The sequence below is a fragment of the Pontibacter sp. MBLB2868 genome (assembly GCF_051904785.1).
Classification (GTDB): domain Bacteria; phylum Bacteroidota; class Bacteroidia; order Cytophagales; family Hymenobacteraceae; genus Pontibacter.
This window is the reverse complement of record NZ_CP196710.1, coordinates 2,886,393-2,903,126: the sequence shown is the minus strand read 5'-3', so window position 1 is coordinate 2,903,126 and position 16,734 is coordinate 2,886,393. Positions and strand designations below refer to the sequence as shown.

Genomic DNA, 16,734 nt, shown 5'->3' with positions numbered 1-16,734 from the left:
TGAACTAATTAGGGTTTAAAGCTGAAAAAACCGGGCGTTTCGTCCGGTTTTTTTGCTTTTATTTTAACAGGATAATTGACTTCTCAGTACAAACAAACATATTATCCTATAGTAATTAAATTTCAGTGTTAGTTGCCTTAACTATGCACTATGACCCAGCAGCTGTATTGACCATTTTTATTGCTGGCTGCAGTTTCAACACTGCTACTTTAGATGCGTACTATTAAGAGTTGATTTTAAAGTATAGCGTATGAGGGCAGTGTTTTACAATAAATACGGTTCTGTAGATGTGCTGCAGTATGGCGAGTTGCCTAAGCCGGTACTTAAACATGACCAGGTACTGGTAAGGGTGCATGCAGCAAGTGTTAATCCCGTTGACTGGAAGGCCAGGGAAGGTAAAATGATGCCTGTAACAGGGTTAACGTTCCCTCGGATTCCCGGGGTTGATATTGCAGGGGTGGTGGCAGAAATAGGCCGAGATGTTGAAAGCTTTTTGCCCGGCGATAGAGTATTCGGAATGATCAGTGATACAGTGGGTGGGGCTTATGCAGAGTATGCCGCAATATCAGAAAAAGTAACAGTGCCGATACCTGATAACCTAACATACAAGCAAGCTGCTGCCGTACCTTTAACTGCTTTAACTGCATTGCAGGCTCTTCGGGATAAAGGGGAGCTTAAAGCTGGGGAAAAGGTGCTGATAAATGGAGCATCAAGTGGTGTTGGGATTTTTGCCATCCAGATCGCAAAAGTATTAGGCGCAGCTGAAATAACAGGTGTGTGCAGTACGGACCACGTACAGCTTGTAAAGAGCCTGGGAGCTGATAATGTCATCGATTATACAGAAGAAGATTTTATGCAGCACAAGCAAAAGTATGATCTGATATTCGATGCGGTGGCTAAAACAACATACCTTGACAGCAAAGACTGCCTTAAACACCACGGGCGCTATGTTACCACAGTACCAGACCCCAAAGACATTGCCTTGGGTTTTATGCTGTCAGTGTTCTCAGATAAGAAGTTAAAGACAATTATTACGAAAGACAGAGGTGAAGATCTTAAACTAATTAAGCATTGGATAGAAGCGGAACAGGTAAAACCTGTTATTGATAAGATTTTTCCTTTAAAAAAGGCTGCCGAGGCGCAAAAATACAGCGAGGCAGGACATGCGGCAGGCAAGATCATACTCATGATAGATGGCGAGTGATTCTCTTTACCGGAGGTGCCTCATAATGGCATATGGGAATGGTGCCCACAGGGCAGCTTTAACACCCATAGATTTCAGGCCACTATTTACCCAACTATTACAGTTTTTAAGGATACAAAACTTACCACGGGCTTCATAAAAGGTGTCTTTAAAAGTATAGCCTGAGTCCTGGATATGCATATAATTCCCCTCATTTTCCTGGAACGACGAATCAATGTATTTGATCAGCTTCTGGTATTGCTCAGGTGAAATACGAACAGGAATTTGCCTTCTGGTGGAGGCCAGTGCTGATTGTATATATTCTACATGCATGGCAGTGCGCGTAGGCCAAAGAGCAGCAGTAATGGCTACTTCCGGGGTTATATCGCTCCATTCGGGTGTTTGCATATAAAAGCGCCTGTCACCCCAGCCAAACGACACATAAGCATAGGTACTGTCTACATTTTCAAAATGGTGAAGCGGGATCTTGCTACGCCAATCTATATAAGGAGTTACTACAGGAATTACCAGGTCGGTGTGAACGCCATTAGAAGTAACAAATATTTCTATGGCGTTCTCGTCAGCTGACTGTGCAAAGCTGCTGTTTACCGGTATGCTGCTTAATAGAAAACCTGCCACAAAGAAAACCACTGTTAAGCCTACGATTGTACAAAGAGCCCATACCAGGGAAGTCAGAAGTTTTAGTGTCCACTGTAGCATTATATTAACTACGTATTTGGGAGGATGGGTATGCTGAAAAAACAAAACCCGGGGCAAAGCCCCGGGTCTGAATGTAAGTTTAGTTAATTTAGTTTCTGTTTATTAATTCCATCTCTGACCGAACATCATATACCAGAAAAATAATTTTTGCTCTTGCTTTAAGCAGGAGTATACCGGTACATTAAGTTGTGTTTATTTTATAGTTCAGAGCGGCTTGGCGTTTAACATTTTTTTGTTGGTGCCTCTGAAAACATGTCAGGCACTTAAATTCAAAGTATAAACATTGATATGTTAGAAACGCGGATGCAAAAGTAGCGAAAATTATTCTTTTAATGATACCAAGGTTAAAAAAATAATAGTTAGAGGCAGGTTTTCAAACCTTGAAAATATTAAAAAGATAGCATCGGTTAAAAGCGTACAGGTTTGTAAAAACCAGCATAATTACGCAATTTGTAATTTCATTTTTCCCGCAATCTCTCAAAAACTTTAGCAGAATTAATATGAGAAATAACCTAAAGCGTTTTACCGCTTTTATACTCTTTCTACTGAGTGTACAGGTGACGTACGCTCAACAAAAAAAGCTGCTGTCTCCGGAAGAGTTTCTGGGGTACCAGTTAGGTAAACAGTTTACGACGCATGCCCGCATTGTAGATTATGTTACCTACCTGGCAGCGCAGCAGCCAAACCGCATGAAAGTAGAGGAGTATGGCCGCACTTATGAAGGCAGACCTCTGATGCTGGCATATGTAGCCTCTGACAAAAACCTGCCGAGGCTGGAGCAGATACGCGAAAATAACCTGAAGCAGGCTAATGTGATCAGCGGCCAGGTGCAGGGAGAGCAGCCGGCTATTGTTTGGCTTAGCTATAATATTCACGGAAATGAGTCAGTGAGTGCCGAGGCAGTAATGCAGGTACTATACGACCTGGTAAATCCGGACAACGCGCAAACGAAGCAGTGGTTGCAAAATACAGTTGTTATACTTGACCCAACGGTAAACCCGGATGGACGTGAACGTTATGTGCAGTGGTACAAGCAGGCTTCAAACCAGGGGGGCAATCCTTCCCCGTTCGCATGGGAACACTGGGAGCCGTGGCCAGGAGGCAGACCAAATCACTATTATTTCGACCTGAACCGTGACTGGGCATGGCAGACGCAGATAGAATCGAAGCAGCGACTGGCCAAGTATAATAAGTGGCTGCCACAGGTGCACGCCGACTTCCATGAAATGGGACCGGAATCACCGTATTACTTTTCACCAGCGGCAAAACCGTTCCATGAAAGTATAACTCCATGGCAGCGGCAGTTCCAGAACACGATCGGGGATTATAATCGCCAGTACTTTGATAAGAATAACTGGCTTTATTTTACCCGTGAGAACTTCGACCTTTTCTACCCAAGCTATGGTGATACATGGCCAACCTTTAACGGCGCAATTGGCATGACCTATGAGCAAGGCGGTTCCGGACGTGCTGGTCTGGCTTACAAAAAGGAGGACGGTGACACGCTGACTCTGGTTGATAGAATAGCGCATCATGTTGCGGCCAGTAAAGCAACCATACAGGCAACATCAGAGAGGGCCGATCAGCTGAAGCAGGAGTTTGCAAAGTACCACGATAACAGCCAAAAGTATCCGGGAGGTAACTATAAAGCTTTCGTTATCAGAAGTGATGAAAGGAGCAGAGGAAATGTGAAAGCGCTTACCAATTACCTGGATGATCAAGGTATACAATACGGATATATAGGTAAAAATACCTCAGCTAAAGGCTTTAACTATAGCACTGGTAAAACCGAACGTGTTAAATTTGATCAGAATGACCTGGTGGTAAGTATGTACCAGCCAAAGTCAACCCTGGTTAAAGTTCTTTTTGAGCCAAATGCGAACTTAGAGGATTCGCTGACCTATGACATTACCTCCTGGGCATTGCCTTATGCGTACGGTGTGCAAGCTTTTGCACTAAAAGATAAAATGGAAGTGAACTCAGCGACTACGAATGTAAACGCGCCTGGTAAAGCTTCCGGTATCAGCATTGCTAAACCTTATGCCTACCTGGCCCGCTGGAACAGCGTTCAGGATCTTAAGTTCCTGACAGAACTGATGAAGCAGGATGTAAAAGTGCGGATGGCCGATAAGACCTTTGAAACAGAGGGGCAAAAGTATGAACCGGGCACCTTAATTATTACCCGTACCGGAAACGAGCGACTAGGGGATAAGCTGGATGCTGCCGTGCGAGACCTGGCTACAAAGTATGATGTAAATCTAAGTGCTACCGGTACAGGGTTTGTAAGCAGTGGCGCCGATTTTGGATCTGGAAGCGTGCGTTACCTCAAAAAACCAAAAGTAGCGGTTATGTCCGGTGAAGGCATTTCGCCTTATGGGTTTGGGGAAGTATGGCACTACTTTGAACAGCAGATCGGTTACCCAATAACAGTGCTGAACACTTCTTATTTTAGCAATGTGCCACTGCATGAGTTTGATGTATTAATTCTGCCGGCCGGATCTTATGGCAAGGTGCTTGACGAAAAGACATTGGAGCAGGTGAAGAACTGGGTGCGCGCCGGTGGTAAGCTTATCGCCATGGAAAGTGCAGCATCCTACCTTGCCGATAAAAAAGACTTTAGCCTGAAGAAAAAAACGGAAGATGAGGAGGGCGACCAGGAGAAGAAGGAGAAGAAGCAGGAAAATGCCTATGAGAACCTGCGAACTTACGGCAATCGTGAACGGGAAGCGTTGCAAGAGGAAGTACAAGGTAGTGTTTTCAGAGTAGACCTGGATAAAACGCACCCTTTGGCTTTTGGCTATGGCGACTCATACTTTGCATTGGTGCGCTCTGCAGATACGTTCAGCTTTATGAAAGACGGATGGAATGTAGGGGTACTAAAGAAAGATAATTACGCAACTGGTTTTGTTGGTGCGGACATTAAAAAGCAGTTGCAGGATGCCTTGATATTAGGAACGCAGGACATGGGACGAGGTCAGGTCGTATACCTGGCTGATAACCCCCTGTTCCGGGGCTTCTGGCAAGGAGGGAAGCTTATGTTCGGAAACGCTGTTTTTGTGGTAGGCCAGTAACATGTTAATAGTTAAAAAGTCCTGCAGTCACCATGCTGCAGGGCTTTTTAATTTTATGGTACACCACTAACTACTTATTGATTATCTTCGCGTTACAAAAACAATCACAGAACAAGTCATTATGGCTACATTAATAGGATATCCCACTACTGAAGAGTACAGCGGTTACGTTGCTCCATACATACAACTAGCTCAAGCTGAAGACCTGATAGAAGGCCTTACAGCCAGCTACTCTTACATCGCAGGTTTAATGCAGGGGCTATCTGAAGAGCAGCTTTTGCACCGTTATGCCGAGGGTAAGTGGAGCATCAAGGAGCTATTGGTGCACATGCTCGATGCAGAACGAATTTTCTCTTACAGGGCTTTGCGCTTCGCCAGGCAGGACAAATCAGCTTTGCCTGGTTTTGATGAAAATGCATACGTTGCACCTTCCCGGGCAGACAACAGAGATATTAATTCTATTCTTGCTGAATACACGGCAGTTCGCACTGCCACCATCGAACTATTCAAGAGTTTTGACGAGGAGGCCCTGAGCCAGAAAGGCACAGGAAGCGGCTTAGAGTTAAGTGTTCGTGCAATCGGGTATACAATCCTAGGTCATGAAATCCATCACCTTAAGGTAATACGCGAGCGTTACCTGGATTAGTCTTAAGTTTAGAAAGGTTTAATGCCTCTCGGATTTATCTATCAGGAATCCCTACTGTAAGTAAAAAGCTTATTCATATGGCGCTTTTCGGCGTTTTTGAAGCAAGAAGTAGTATATGGAATAAGTTGTATAAATTAAGCAGCGTTGTAGTTTTAACAAGCGCTTGTTTATGGCACAACTACAGTTTTTTAGCTTTTGTTTTTAGACATTGGTATGGCCTTTACTGCGATATTTGACTATAGATAAACACGTATGAAAAATAAAAAGATAGTTAGAATCCTGATGGCTGCCAGCTGTTTTACCTTTGCCAGTGTAAAGGTTTTTGAGTTGATGTCAGGCTCATTACAAAACCGTGGCAGAGACTTGATCGTGCTGGCACTTTTCCTGATGTTGGGGTCGCTTTACGTTTACCTTTTTTGGAGAGACAGGAATAGCCCCGGTTCCTGAAGCTACATGCTAATTTTAATATGCAGAACAGAAGATCTTACCGAATTGTAATGGCCCTTGCCTGCTTTGTGTTTGCGGGCTTGAATGGCTATAAAATCCTGCAAGGCAACTATAACATAATTGATGTATTCCTATTAGCAATTTTTCTAATATTCGGTACAATTTATTTGTTTATCCTGCTCAGGAAAAAGAAAGATGTCTAGTTAAAAGACAGAAAAGGAAAAACCTGAAAGTCTATATTATCTTGGGAGACGAATAAGACTTTCAGGTTTTCAACTTTTAGCCAAAGGTATCTTTTTATACGGCAGAGGTATTTTATTGGTTGTTAGTAAGCACAAAAAAAAATTATTTTTTTTTAGAGCATCTGCTTCTCGTATATGTCTCTTCTACACTTTCCTTCATAATAAGCCTTTTATTGTCCTCTTAAGGCTTATTTTCAATCCCTAATTAGGTAATTATATAGTCCAAACAGTTAAAACAGTTTCACACTTTGATGTGTAAGATGATGAATTGCTCAGAATGTTTTGTAACTGTTTCTGAACCAACTATTTCATGCTCTTTTATTTTCATTTATCAATATATTTAAATGTATACCAATATAAAAAATTGTTTTTATAATGGTATATGATTAAGGCGCTGAGACTTTAAGGTCAGTTTTATTTTAGTAAGTAGTTAATGTAAATAGGCTATAGTCAACTTGCGGCCCCAATTCTCCTTCAACTATAACCAAGTTTCAATGATTGCAAAACTGAAATCAAAATTAAAGGCAGTTTTCAAAAAGGTTCTGAAACAGGACGGTGGAGAATTTGCCAAAAGAATCAGGCATAGGAACAGTGAATTTTGGGGATCTGCGGAAGGGAAAATGATCAAAGCTGTACCGATGGATGCCAGTGCTCCTTTAGCAGAGTGGCAAAACATAAATAACTGGCAGCGAAGGCTTAGTAACAAGCACAATTCTATTGAGTTTGCTAAAAAGTTTGGATGTCGTGTACCCATGCTGTACTGGGAAGGAAAGGACCTGGCGGATTTTAGGTCTAAATCTTTTCCAGAGCATTATGTTGTCAAGCCTACTCTTGGTGCGGGTTCTAAGCTGGTTTTTTTGATGAATGGTTCTTATAACCTGATGGATAAGTAAACTTATACCAAAGAGGAGATAATTCAGAAGCTAGATGCAGCTCTTGAAAAAGACGCACGCTTGCAATTTATAGTAGAAGAGTTTTTAAAATCCGAGCAGGGAGATTATGTAATCCCGAATGACTATAAGTTTTATATGTTCAACGGAGAAATAGCCTGCATTCAGGTCATAAACAGGCTGAGCCCAAACCAGGGGTTTACTACCTGTTATGATGAGCACTGGAATCAGATTGAACGCATAAATACATATTATCCAGAGGGAGAATACCAGGAGCCACCTGCGTGCCTTAACGAAATGATAGGGTATGCTAAAACACTAAGCCAAGCTTACGGTATTTTTGTCAGGATCGACTTTTATGCTACAGATAAGGGGGCTTGTTTCGGTGAATTCACGCCAACTCCTTTTATGGGTAAGGGTTTTACGCCTGCCTCCGAAAAAATGCTTGTTGACTATTGGGATAAATACTGTCCAGGTATGGTCTAAGTCAGGAAACGTTTAAGTCAGGTTATTACACCGGGTCCACATCAGCCACTACTCGTATACCTTTAAAATCAGGGAGCAGCTTCAGGTTAAAAATTGCCTGCGCTATCTGGGCTTTTGCTGCTCTTAGGTTAGTCGACTCGCGGGGTAGTTTAATATGTACCTCATTGAGAAACAGGTTCCTGATCTTGAAAATGTAGGGAACTTCCGGACCAAGTACCTGCTGTTTACCCAGTCTGTCTGCCAGATCTTTAGCCAACACGATGGCAGCATTTTCTGACACTTTCTCATCGGCATGTTTAACAGTAGCCCTGATCATACGAACGAAAGGGGGATAGTTGAACCGCATACGCTCCTCGATCTCATGCTCATAAAGACTCTGGTAGTCGTTGCTGCTCACTTTGCTAAAGATGGGCTGCAGAGGGTCCCGGGTCTGAATAATAACAGAGCCTGTTTTTCCTCTTCGTCCTGCTCGGCCACTTACCTGTACAAATAGCTGATACGCGCGCTCATGCGCTCTGAAATCCGGAAAGTTGATGATTGTGTCCGCATTCAGGATACCTACCAGGCTGACATTTTCAAAGTCAAGTCCTTTGGTTACCATCTGCGTACCTACAAGCACATTGGTTTTGCCACTCTCAAATTCAGAAATGATCTGCTGATAACTGTTCTTCTTTTTGGTAGTATCCAGGTCCATGCGCTGTATATCAGCGTTTGGCAGGAGAAGCTTTAGTTCATCCTCCACCTTCTCAGTACCAAATCCCATGCTTTTGAGTGTTGTGGCACCACAGGCAGGACAGTCATGAGGCATACGTTCATGATAGCCACAGTAATGGCAGCGTAACTCGTTGTTATACTTATGGTAAGAAAGGCTTACCGCGCAGAAGTTACATTTAGGAATCCAGGAGCACTCATCGCAGCTAATGAAAGGAGCGTAGCCACGCCGGTTCTGGAAAAGTATAACTTGTTCATGGCGCTGTAGTCGCGCTTCGATTGCTGTCAGCAATTTGCCTGAGAAGTGGCTATGCATGTTCTTTCGATGCTGCTCTTCCCGGGTATTTACCAACTCAATTTCAGGTAACTGCGCTTCCCCAAATCGTTTGGACATAGTAACTAGTCCCCATCTGCCGGTTTTGCAGTTATAATATGTTTCTATGGAAGGTGTTGCAGAACCTAAAAGAGTTTTGGCTCCCTGCAGGTGTGCCATCATCAAAGCAGTTTCACGGGCATTATACCGTGGGGCAGGATCGTATTGCTTATAGCTTGCCTCATGCTCTTCGTCAATTATCACCAGCGAAAGATCATGGAACGGTAGAAAGATTGAGGAACGAACCCCTACAACTACCTGGAAACGACCTGAGAGAATCCCCTGCCATACTTCGGCCCGTTCATTATCGGAGAATTTTGAGTGGTAAACTCCAAGTTTTTCCCCGAACACCTTCATCAGGCGTGTTACGATCTGGGCAGTAAGCGCTATTTCCGGCAACAGATACAACACCTGCCCACCTCCCTCCAGGGCGTGCTTGATCAGGTCTATGTATACTTCTGTTTTGCCGCTGCCTGTTACGCCATGCAGCAGTACTGTATCTTTTTCCTTAAACAAGCCGAGAATCTCGTCTTTGGCTTGCTCCTGGTGCTCTGATAGCGCCACAGGTAATAATTTTTGACTATAGTCTGCCGGAAAGCGGGAGACTATCTGGTCAAACTGTTCCAGCACACCCTTCTTGATTAAGGTGTTTATAGAAGAAGCTGATAAGTGAGGAACGTTTGTCAGTTCACTCTTCTCAATGCCTTTGTAATTTAGGTGCACATCTTGATGCACCGGTACCTTCTGGAGGTAATTAAGAAGCACGTCGAGCTGCTTTGGCTGGGGCGTAAGCTGGTTAAACAGTTCCTCCAGCATCCCCTCATCCTGAACAAAATGCTCTGATAGTCGCACCTTTTTTACCACCTTAGGCGCAAACTTGTCACTAACCTGTTCAAAAATGATGATAGCCTCTTTCTGAATAAGCGATTTAATAAATTTATGGTAGCTTTTTCCCTGAAGCAGGTTGCCAACCTCGGTAAATGTGAGCGCCTGATTGTTTTGCAAGGCAAAAATGATCTTTTCTTCCTGTAGCGCCAGGTCTATCTCGTCCTCCTCAGGATTAAAGTGCGGGTGCAGCTGTATCCTTGACTCGCTGCTTAGCTTTAAAGCCGAGGGTAGCGCTGCATTGATTACCTCACCAAGTGTACACATGTAGTAATCCGCTATCCACTTGAAAAGCTTTAACTGAGGTGTGGTTACAATCGGTTTATCATCCAGGTAATCCAGTATGTACTTTGCCTGGTAATCAGCGGGTGCATTCTCGTGTATCTCGGCAACGATACAGCTTAATACTTTTTTTGATCCGAACTGTACAATTACGCGCGCGCCTACCAGCACATCATCATTCATTTCGAATGGAATGCGGTAAGTATAGAGCTTGGGCAGGGGTAAGGGCAGTATTACGTCGGCAAACAACGTAACACGTTCAACAACCTGCTCAGGTGGATAATTGAAATTTAGTAATTCAGACAAAGGGTAAAAGTAAAAGTGCCTTGTACAAAGGTCGGAAAAAAGGAATTAATTGTTGAACTGTTAATTCTTTAATTGTCACTGAATGAAAATATAATGATCACAAGGATGCAGAACTCCCAATGCATACGCGGCTAACCAACCTGCCCAAATAAGGAAGGTTTTAAAAGTATAGCAGCATCCGGGATATATACTTGAATTTGCTCCGGATTGATTATAAAGACGGGAATTTAGGCTTCTCTTGTTTTACCTGCATTTGCTCAAGGGCTTCCGCTGCTGTAAAAACCGGAAAACGACAGGTGTTGTTATAGCACACATATACTGTTGTTTTGTCTTTTAGAATTTCTTTTCCCAGCATCAGAGGCACATTGCTGCTGTTCAAGGCGCCTGCTAGCAACATGTTTGGTTGATAAAAAGAACTGATCTCTGCCCGCATCTCAGGCGCCTCCGGACCCACAATGGATACTTCTGCTGTTGGTGTAAGCTTATTGAAATAGAGGATTGCCCAGTTACTAAGGTGAGAAGGTTCCTTTAAAACCAGGGTTTTTACCTTTGCCAGCATGTTCTCTGATTTGGCAATATATGGTTCTTCGATAAAATACAGCCCCAGGTAATGTAAATTAGTAGCCATAACAGAGTTAGAGGAAGGTATGACATTATCCAAAAGCTCTTTTTTACTGGCAATAAGCTGCTTAGTGCTTTTATCTTTAAAGAAGAAGAACCCATCTGAGTCATCATAAAAGTTTTCCAGCGTATAGTCCGTAAGTCCCCTTGCCTGGTGCAGCCATTTCTCATCGAAAGTAACTTCATAAAGGCGTATAAAAGCGGATATTACCAAGGCATAATCTTCTAAAAAGCCTTCTATGGTAGCTTTACCATTTTTGTAGTTGTGGTATAGTCTATTGCCTTTTAAAAATTTATGTAATATAAAATTCGCGTTTTGTAGAGCGAGTTCCAGGAAGTGCTTGTTACCAAAAGTATAATAAGCATCCGACAGACCTTTTAACATCAGCGCATTCCAGGAGCAGAGAATCTTGTCGTCTAAGCCAGGCCTGATGCGCTGCGCCCGTGTGTTCATTACTATGTCTTTCCAGTTTGCTACCATTTCCTGGAGCACTTCCAGTTCCAGCTCGTTCTCTTGAGCAAACCTCTCATCGCTGATGCGGCGGTGAAGGATGTTGCGTCCGTGTTCAAAGTTGCCTGCTGCTGTGGCATGGTAATATTTAGAGAAAAGCGGCTCCTCTGAGTGGAGCATATGGTGCAGTTCATCTTTTGTGAATGTGTAGAACTTACCCTCTTCTCCTTCACTGTCAGCATCCAGGGAGGAGTAAAACCCGCCCTCTGAACTCATCAACTCACGTTCAGCAAAAGCGATAGTCTCATATACTACATCGTGGTACAATGTTTCTCGAGTAGCCTGGTAAGCTTCTGCATATAAAGAAATAAGCTGCCCATTATCGTAAAGCATTTTCTCAAAATGTGGGACTAGCCACTCCGCATCCACAGAATAGCGGGCAAAACCGCCACCAGCCTGGTCGTAAATACCTCCGTAAGCTAATTCCCGCAAAGTAAGGTGCAGGTGTTTTAAAGCTTTTTCATCCTGCGTATGATGGTAGTAGCGTAGCAGCCAGAGGTAATTAGTGGGCATCGGGAACTTAGGGGCAGGAGATAAACCACCATATTCCACGTCAAAGCGCTTGCTGAGGTTGGTATACATCAGGTTAAGATCACCTTCGCTAACTTCTAGTGTAGATTGAGTCAGGCCGTATTTTTCAAATTCACTTTTGTTAAGATGGCTAACAAACTGGTCTGCAGAAGTATCCAACTCCTGCCTGTTCTTTTCATACGCCTCAGCAATATTTAAAAGCAGGTTTACCCATTGCTGTGGCTGAAAATATGTACCCCCATAAAACGGTTTAGCCTCAGCATTCAGAAATACATTAAGTGGCCAGCCGCCCTGTAGCCCCATAGCCTGTAGGGCATCCATGTAAACGGCATCCACATCAGGCCGCTCTTCCCTGTCGACTTTAATGCATATAAAGCGGGAGTTCATTACCTCTGCTACCTTGGGGTTCTCAAAAGACTGATGCTCCATGACGTGGCACCAATGGCAGGCTGCATAGCCAATACTTACAAGAATGGGCTTATCCTCCTGTTTTGCACGTGTGAGTGCCTCTTCGCCCCACGGATACCAATCAACGGGGTTATGCGCATGCTGCAGCAGGTAAGGGCTACTTTCATGTATTAGCCTATTTGATGTCTTTTTATCTCCAGCCATGTAAAATTAATGGGTACTCCCTTTTAAGTACGGGCAAGGCAAGTAAAAGTGTTTGAGATGCAAGGCTTTAACAGACTAGTGAGTTGAAAGTTGCTCCTGTAAGTCGTTTATTTCACTACTGACATCTATGCCATACTTTTGGGAGACTTGTTTTAGAAGAGTTTCAGTGCTGAGTAAGAACTTCCTGTGCGATTCAGTTCCTGGATGGAAAGGTCGGTGCTGAAGGGCTTTAGAAAGCTTGTCCCATTCCTTTAAAAAACTCAGAAATGCATCATTGTAGTAAGTGTTCACAAACTTTTGCCAGATATAATTTTCCGCCATGGAGGTTGGGTGGATCAGGTCGTCTTTATAGTACCGGTAATCCCGAAGGTCATCCATCATTATTTCAAAGGCAGGGAAATAAAGCACATCCTCATGACGCTCCTGTAGCTGGTGGCAGATAACACGCAGCATAGACTTACTGACACTATTTGTTATAAGTGTTTCCTTAATGTGGCGCACAGGGCTTACAGTAAGCAGGACTTTCAGCTTAGGGTTGATCTGCCTGATGTTATCATACATTTCCGTAAAAGCTTGTATTATATCACTTTGGTTGAGTAGTTCTCTATTAAAGTACCTGGCTGGTAGTTTATGGCAGTTAGCTACCACATCGCCTCCCTGGTTAAGCTTATAGGCAACAGCGGTACCCAAAGTGATAATCAGAAGAGATGCTTCTTGCAGGTACTGGTTAGCAGCTTGCAGTTTTTCCTGTATCTGTGCCAGTAGTAAGTCCTTATCCGGGGAGGAAAAAGAGGAGTGGAAATCATAAGCATACCAGATGCCATCCCGTTGAACGAGGTGCTGCTCAAAATCATAGGGCATGCCAGAGGCAACATTCAATAAAAGGCACACTGAGATAGGGTTAAAGATGGTGCCGAATGGGTTTACCAATGTATCTACCTTGTTGTGCTGCAGGTTAGAGCCTATCACTTCAGCGAAACAGGAACCGATTGTGATAACTTTATCCTGGTGGGTCAGGTCTAAGTTCGACTTCTGAATATCTATCTCTGTCCGGAACATGTAGAGGTAATCTTTTATTAAAACAGGATTTAGTTTCTGTTCAATATTACGTAATTATTCCAAATTCACATGGCAACAGCGGTTGGCTATACCTGGTTATTACTTTGAAAGGGTACGGGAAAAGTAGCAGAAACAGGTGCGAACTAAAACTAGACAGGGTACAAAAAAAAGCGTTCTGCCTTTGGGGCAGAACGCTTTAAGTATTGAGTATTTTATCGCTTATTCAGCAACAACATTGAAACGTACCTGGTGCTTCACTTCCTTGTGCAGGTTAAGTGTTGCAGTGTACTCTCCAGCTGTTTTTACATCCTGATCAAAAGAAATACGCTTACGATCAACATCATAGCCTTTTGCTTTTAATACTTCAGATAGCTGATTAGTAGTTACTGAACCGAATATCTTACCAGTCTCACCAACTTTAGCAGGGATCTCCAATGTGATATCACCGATGCTGTTAGCCAGCTCCTGTGCATCGTTCTGGATCTTCTCAGCTTTGTGAGCAGCCTGACGGATATTTTCAGCTACAACTTTTTTGTTAGCAACGCTTGCGATAACCGCCAGACCCTGTGGGATCAGGTAGTTACGGCCATAGCCAGGCTTAACAGATACTGTATCGTTTTTGTAGCCTAAGCCCTTAACGTCATCTCTAAGTATTACTTCCATCGTTTGCCCTCCTTATTTTAAAGAATCTGTAACATAAGGTAAAATAGCAAGGTGTCTTGCTCTGGCAACAGCCTGAGATACTTTGCGCTGGAATTTCAGGCTAGTACCTGTAAGTCTTCTTGGAAGGATCTTACCCTGCTCGTTAACAAACTTAAGCAGGAAGTTACCATCTTTGTAGTCGATATACTTGATACCGCTTTTCTTGAAACGGCAGTATTTCTGACGATTCTCTTGCTTGTGGATTCTTTCGTTTACTAAGCTCATTATGCTTTAACCTCCTCTTTTTTAGCTTGTGACTTGAACTCTCCGTTTCTTCTGCGCTCGTTGTAAGCAATAGCGTGCTTATCAAGTACAGTAGTCAGGAAGCGTACAACTTTTTCATCACGGCGGTAAGCCAGCTCAAGCGCGTCAACAACGTTGCCTGGTGCTTTAAACTCCACGAGGTGGTAGAAACCTGTAGACTTCTTCTGGATTGGGTAAGCCAGTTTGCGAAGACCCCAGTTCTCTTCATGAATAATGTCGGCGCCATTTTCCTTAAGCACCTGTCTGAACTTCTCGACCGTTTCTTGCATCTGAACCTCGTTCAACAGAGGAGTCAGGATGAAGACCGTTTCGTAATTTCTCAATTCCATTCGGTTCGATATATGATTTTTATTTAAGGGTGCAAATATAAGCCGTGTTTTTATCATAAGCAAGGATCTTTCATAGTATTGAATTAAAGAGAAGAATGAGAGGGTGAAAGACCTGACTGGTGAGGCAAAAGGAGCAGGATTTATTAGCCCTATTATATATAACGTCTTGAAGAGGTGTGCTAAGTGTGCAACAGGATGAAAAATTTGTACTGTTTTTTGCCTTGATAACAGTAGATTTTTGAACAAAAGTAGTGGTTGCTAGTTGCTATAATATCATTAAAATATATCACAAAATGAAGGAGAGGGAACTGCGGTGAAGAATAGGTTTATTTAAAATAGTTCTAAATAAAAGGCCTCTATGATAATCAAAACAGGGTTTTAGCTAACAGAGAGGTAACTGGAGTCTCAACGCTTCTGCTGTACCCAAAAATAAGCTTATTCTGTTTGATTAATGGAATTCGCATAGTAGATTTGTGGCCGTAAAGTAAATTCACCATTATACTAAACACACACAAGTGATCTTGGCTATGATTAGCTGTATACTGAAATCTAAATCTAGAGTATTCTTTGCCTTCTTGTTTGCGTTAGTGGTTTCTTTTGGCGCCTCTGCCCAGGAGAAAGCTAGCGAGCAAGCCGAAGTGGCAACGAGAGGAGTAGAGCCCGGTGCTACGCAAGGCGCAACCACTGAAGCAACACCAGCAGGTGATCCTGCGGTCATTGATGCAGGCGAAGCCCTATTTAAAAACAACTGTGCTGTCTGCCACTCTGCTGGTTCTGACGTTGTCGTAGGTCCTGGCCTGCAAGGCGTAACAGAAAGAAGAAACGAAGCATGGATCTTGAAATGGGTGAAGAACTCCCAGGCGCTGGTTCAGGCAGGAGATGCTGAGGCTGTTGCGATCTATAATGAGTTCAACAAGCAGGCGATGCCTTCTTTCGCATTCTCTGATGATGAGATCAAATCGATTTTGGCCTACATCAAATCAGGAAAGGGAGTTGTGTCAACGGTTGCTGAAGGCGTACCGGGAACAACTGCCGGTGAAAACGTTGGAACAGATGCTATAGGCGCTGTTGGTGGCTACCTGGATATTGTTCTGGTAGTTCTGATCGTGGTTCTGATTGTTCTGGTAGTAACGTTGTTGCTAATCACTTCATTGCTTAAGAACTACTTAAACAAGAACCGTGAGCTAGATGAGTACGATGCAGCGGTGGTAAACCAGCGCTTCGACTTCTCTAAGATATACAAGTCTAAGGCAGTGCGCACATTGGTGGTGCTTATCTTTGTAGTTGTCGTGCTCGACCTGACCATAGATAAGGTAATGGGTATCGGTATTCAGCAAGGTTACCAGCCAAAGCAGCCAATCGCTTTCTCGCATAAGCTTCACGCTGGCGAGAACCAGATCAATTGTAATTATTGCCACACTACTGTCTATAAGAGTAAGAGCGCAAGTATTCCTTCTGCAAACATCTGTATGAACTGCCATAGCCAGATCAAGAAAGAATCTCCAGAGATTCAAAAGATCTACAGAGCTCTTGAGCGCAACAGACCGATTGAGTGGGTGCGAATTCATAACCTGCCAGACCTGGCTTACTTCAACCACTCACAGCACACGCAGGTTGGTGGAATTGAGTGTCAGACCTGCCACGGTCCGATCCAGGAGATGGATGTAGTTTATCAGTATTCTCCATTAACAATGGGCTGGTGTATTGACTGCCACCGCGAAACTCCTCTGAATACAGAGGGTAACGCTTACTATGATAAGCTGGTGAAGCTGCACGATGAGTCTTCTAAAGGGGCCTTTACAGTTTCATCTAATGGTGGTACAGAGTGTTCTAAGTGTCACTATTAATCAGTCTATTTTAATA

General features: G+C 43.3%; 14 protein-coding genes. 7 read left to right on the top strand and 7 right to left on the bottom strand.

The window, feature by feature from the left end; translation table 11 throughout:
- Window positions 1-250: 250 nt before the first annotated feature.
- Entirely contained in the window at window positions 251-1,204 is a 954-nt protein-coding gene (locus ACSX1A_RS12400; protein WP_439879959.1) for an NAD(P)-dependent alcohol dehydrogenase, read from the top strand.
- Between the two features lie 6 nt (window positions 1,205-1,210).
- Here ACSX1A_RS12400 and ACSX1A_RS12395 read toward each other — a convergent pair whose 3' ends face one another.
- Window positions 1,211-1,903 carry a TIGR02117 family protein gene (locus ACSX1A_RS12395; protein WP_439879958.1) on the bottom strand — a complete coding sequence of 231 codons (693 nt, stop codon included), beginning with the start codon at window positions 1,901-1,903 and terminating at the stop codon, window positions 1,211-1,213.
- Between the two features lie 500 nt (window positions 1,904-2,403).
- Between ACSX1A_RS12395 and ACSX1A_RS12390 the strand changes: the two genes are divergently transcribed.
- The 5 genes from ACSX1A_RS12390 to ACSX1A_RS12370 all read left to right on the top strand — a co-directional run bounded on the left by ACSX1A_RS12390 (window position 2,404) and on the right by ACSX1A_RS12370 (window position 7,685).
- Complete coding sequence (locus ACSX1A_RS12390; protein ID WP_439879957.1) at window positions 2,404-4,974, top strand: M14 family metallopeptidase; 2,571 nt, start codon at window positions 2,404-2,406, stop codon at window positions 4,972-4,974.
- Between the two features lie 121 nt (window positions 4,975-5,095).
- The gene (locus tag ACSX1A_RS12385) at window positions 5,096-5,620 is read left to right on the top strand and encodes a DinB family protein (RefSeq protein ID WP_439879956.1); all 525 of its coding nucleotides are present in this window, start codon (window positions 5,096-5,098) and stop codon (window positions 5,618-5,620) included.
- Between the two features lie 252 nt (window positions 5,621-5,872).
- Window positions 5,873-6,067, top strand: coding sequence for a hypothetical protein (locus tag ACSX1A_RS12380; RefSeq protein WP_439879955.1), 195 nt, complete (start codon window positions 5,873-5,875; stop codon window positions 6,065-6,067).
- Between the two features lie 736 nt (window positions 6,068-6,803).
- Entirely contained in the window at window positions 6,804-7,202 is a 399-nt protein-coding gene (locus tag ACSX1A_RS12375; protein WP_439879954.1) for a hypothetical protein, read from the top strand.
- 18 nt (window positions 7,203-7,220) lie between these two features.
- Window positions 7,221-7,685, top strand: coding sequence for an ATP-grasp fold amidoligase family protein (locus ACSX1A_RS12370; RefSeq protein ID WP_439883556.1), 465 nt, complete (start codon window positions 7,221-7,223; stop codon window positions 7,683-7,685).
- Between the two features lie 25 nt (window positions 7,686-7,710).
- On the opposite strand, the gene priA is transcribed toward ACSX1A_RS12370, so the two are convergent.
- The 6 genes from priA to rpsF form a co-directional block, all read right to left on the bottom strand.
- Window positions 7,711-10,242 carry a replication restart helicase PriA gene (priA, locus tag ACSX1A_RS12365; RefSeq protein WP_439879953.1) on the bottom strand — a complete coding sequence of 844 codons (2,532 nt, stop codon included), beginning with the start codon at window positions 10,240-10,242 and terminating at the stop codon, window positions 7,711-7,713.
- Between the two features lie 211 nt (window positions 10,243-10,453).
- On the bottom strand, window positions 10,454-12,517 hold the full coding sequence (locus ACSX1A_RS12360; RefSeq protein ID WP_439879952.1) for a thioredoxin domain-containing protein: 2,064 nt from the start codon (window positions 12,515-12,517) through the stop codon (window positions 10,454-10,456).
- Between the two features lie 75 nt (window positions 12,518-12,592).
- Complete coding sequence (locus tag ACSX1A_RS12355) at window positions 12,593-13,576, bottom strand: GSCFA domain-containing protein (protein ID WP_439879951.1); 984 nt, start codon at window positions 13,574-13,576, stop codon at window positions 12,593-12,595.
- Window positions 13,577-13,795: 219 nt separating this feature from the next.
- Complete coding sequence (gene rplI / locus ACSX1A_RS12350; protein WP_439879950.1) at window positions 13,796-14,239, bottom strand: 50S ribosomal protein L9; 444 nt, start codon at window positions 14,237-14,239, stop codon at window positions 13,796-13,798.
- A 12-nt stretch (window positions 14,240-14,251) separates the two neighbouring features.
- Entirely contained in the window at window positions 14,252-14,503 is a 252-nt protein-coding gene (gene rpsR, locus ACSX1A_RS12345) for a 30S ribosomal protein S18 (protein WP_377506629.1), read from the bottom strand.
- The gene (rpsF, locus tag ACSX1A_RS12340; RefSeq protein ID WP_439879949.1) at window positions 14,503-14,871 is read right to left on the bottom strand and encodes a 30S ribosomal protein S6; all 369 of its coding nucleotides are present in this window, start codon (window positions 14,869-14,871) and stop codon (window positions 14,503-14,505) included. Before rpsF ends, rpsR begins: the two co-directional genes overlap by 1 nt.
- Before the next feature lie 527 nt (window positions 14,872-15,398).
- On the opposite strand from rpsF, the gene ACSX1A_RS12335 reads away from it, so the two are divergent.
- The gene (locus ACSX1A_RS12335; RefSeq protein WP_439879948.1) at window positions 15,399-16,718 is read left to right on the top strand and encodes a c-type cytochrome; all 1,320 of its coding nucleotides are present in this window, start codon (window positions 15,399-15,401) and stop codon (window positions 16,716-16,718) included.
- The last annotated feature ends 16 nt before the right edge of the window (window positions 16,719-16,734 follow it).

What these genes read in the sequence shown, in the direction of transcription:
- ACSX1A_RS12400 (WP_439879959.1), top strand. Translation starts at nt 251, where the DNA reads ATGAGGGCAGTGTTTTACAATAAATACGGTTCTGTAGATGTGCTGCAG.
- ACSX1A_RS12395 (WP_439879958.1), bottom strand. Translation starts at nt 1,903, where the DNA reads ATGCTACAGTGGACACTAAAACTTCTGACTTCCCTGGTATGGGCTCTT.
- ACSX1A_RS12390 (WP_439879957.1), top strand. Translation starts at nt 2,404, where the DNA reads ATGAGAAATAACCTAAAGCGTTTTACCGCTTTTATACTCTTTCTACTG.
- ACSX1A_RS12385 (WP_439879956.1), top strand. Translation starts at nt 5,096, where the DNA reads ATGGCTACATTAATAGGATATCCCACTACTGAAGAGTACAGCGGTTAC.
- ACSX1A_RS12380 (WP_439879955.1), top strand. Translation starts at nt 5,873, where the DNA reads ATGAAAAATAAAAAGATAGTTAGAATCCTGATGGCTGCCAGCTGTTTT.
- ACSX1A_RS12375 (WP_439879954.1), top strand. Translation starts at nt 6,804, where the DNA reads ATGATTGCAAAACTGAAATCAAAATTAAAGGCAGTTTTCAAAAAGGTT.
- ACSX1A_RS12360 (WP_439879952.1), bottom strand. Translation starts at nt 12,517, where the DNA reads ATGGCTGGAGATAAAAAGACATCAAATAGGCTAATACATGAAAGTAGC.
- ACSX1A_RS12355 (WP_439879951.1), bottom strand. Translation starts at nt 13,576, where the DNA reads ATGTTCCGGACAGAGATAGATATTCAGAAGTCGAACTTAGACCTGACC.
- rplI (WP_439879950.1), bottom strand. Translation starts at nt 14,239, where the DNA reads ATGGAAGTAATACTTAGAGATGACGTTAAGGGCTTAGGCTACAAAAAC.
- rpsR (WP_377506629.1), bottom strand. Translation starts at nt 14,503, where the DNA reads ATGAGCTTAGTAAACGAAAGAATCCACAAGCAAGAGAATCGTCAGAAA.
- rpsF (WP_439879949.1), bottom strand. Translation starts at nt 14,871, where the DNA reads ATGGAATTGAGAAATTACGAAACGGTCTTCATCCTGACTCCTCTGTTG.
- ACSX1A_RS12335 (WP_439879948.1), top strand. Translation starts at nt 15,399, where the DNA reads ATGATTAGCTGTATACTGAAATCTAAATCTAGAGTATTCTTTGCCTTC.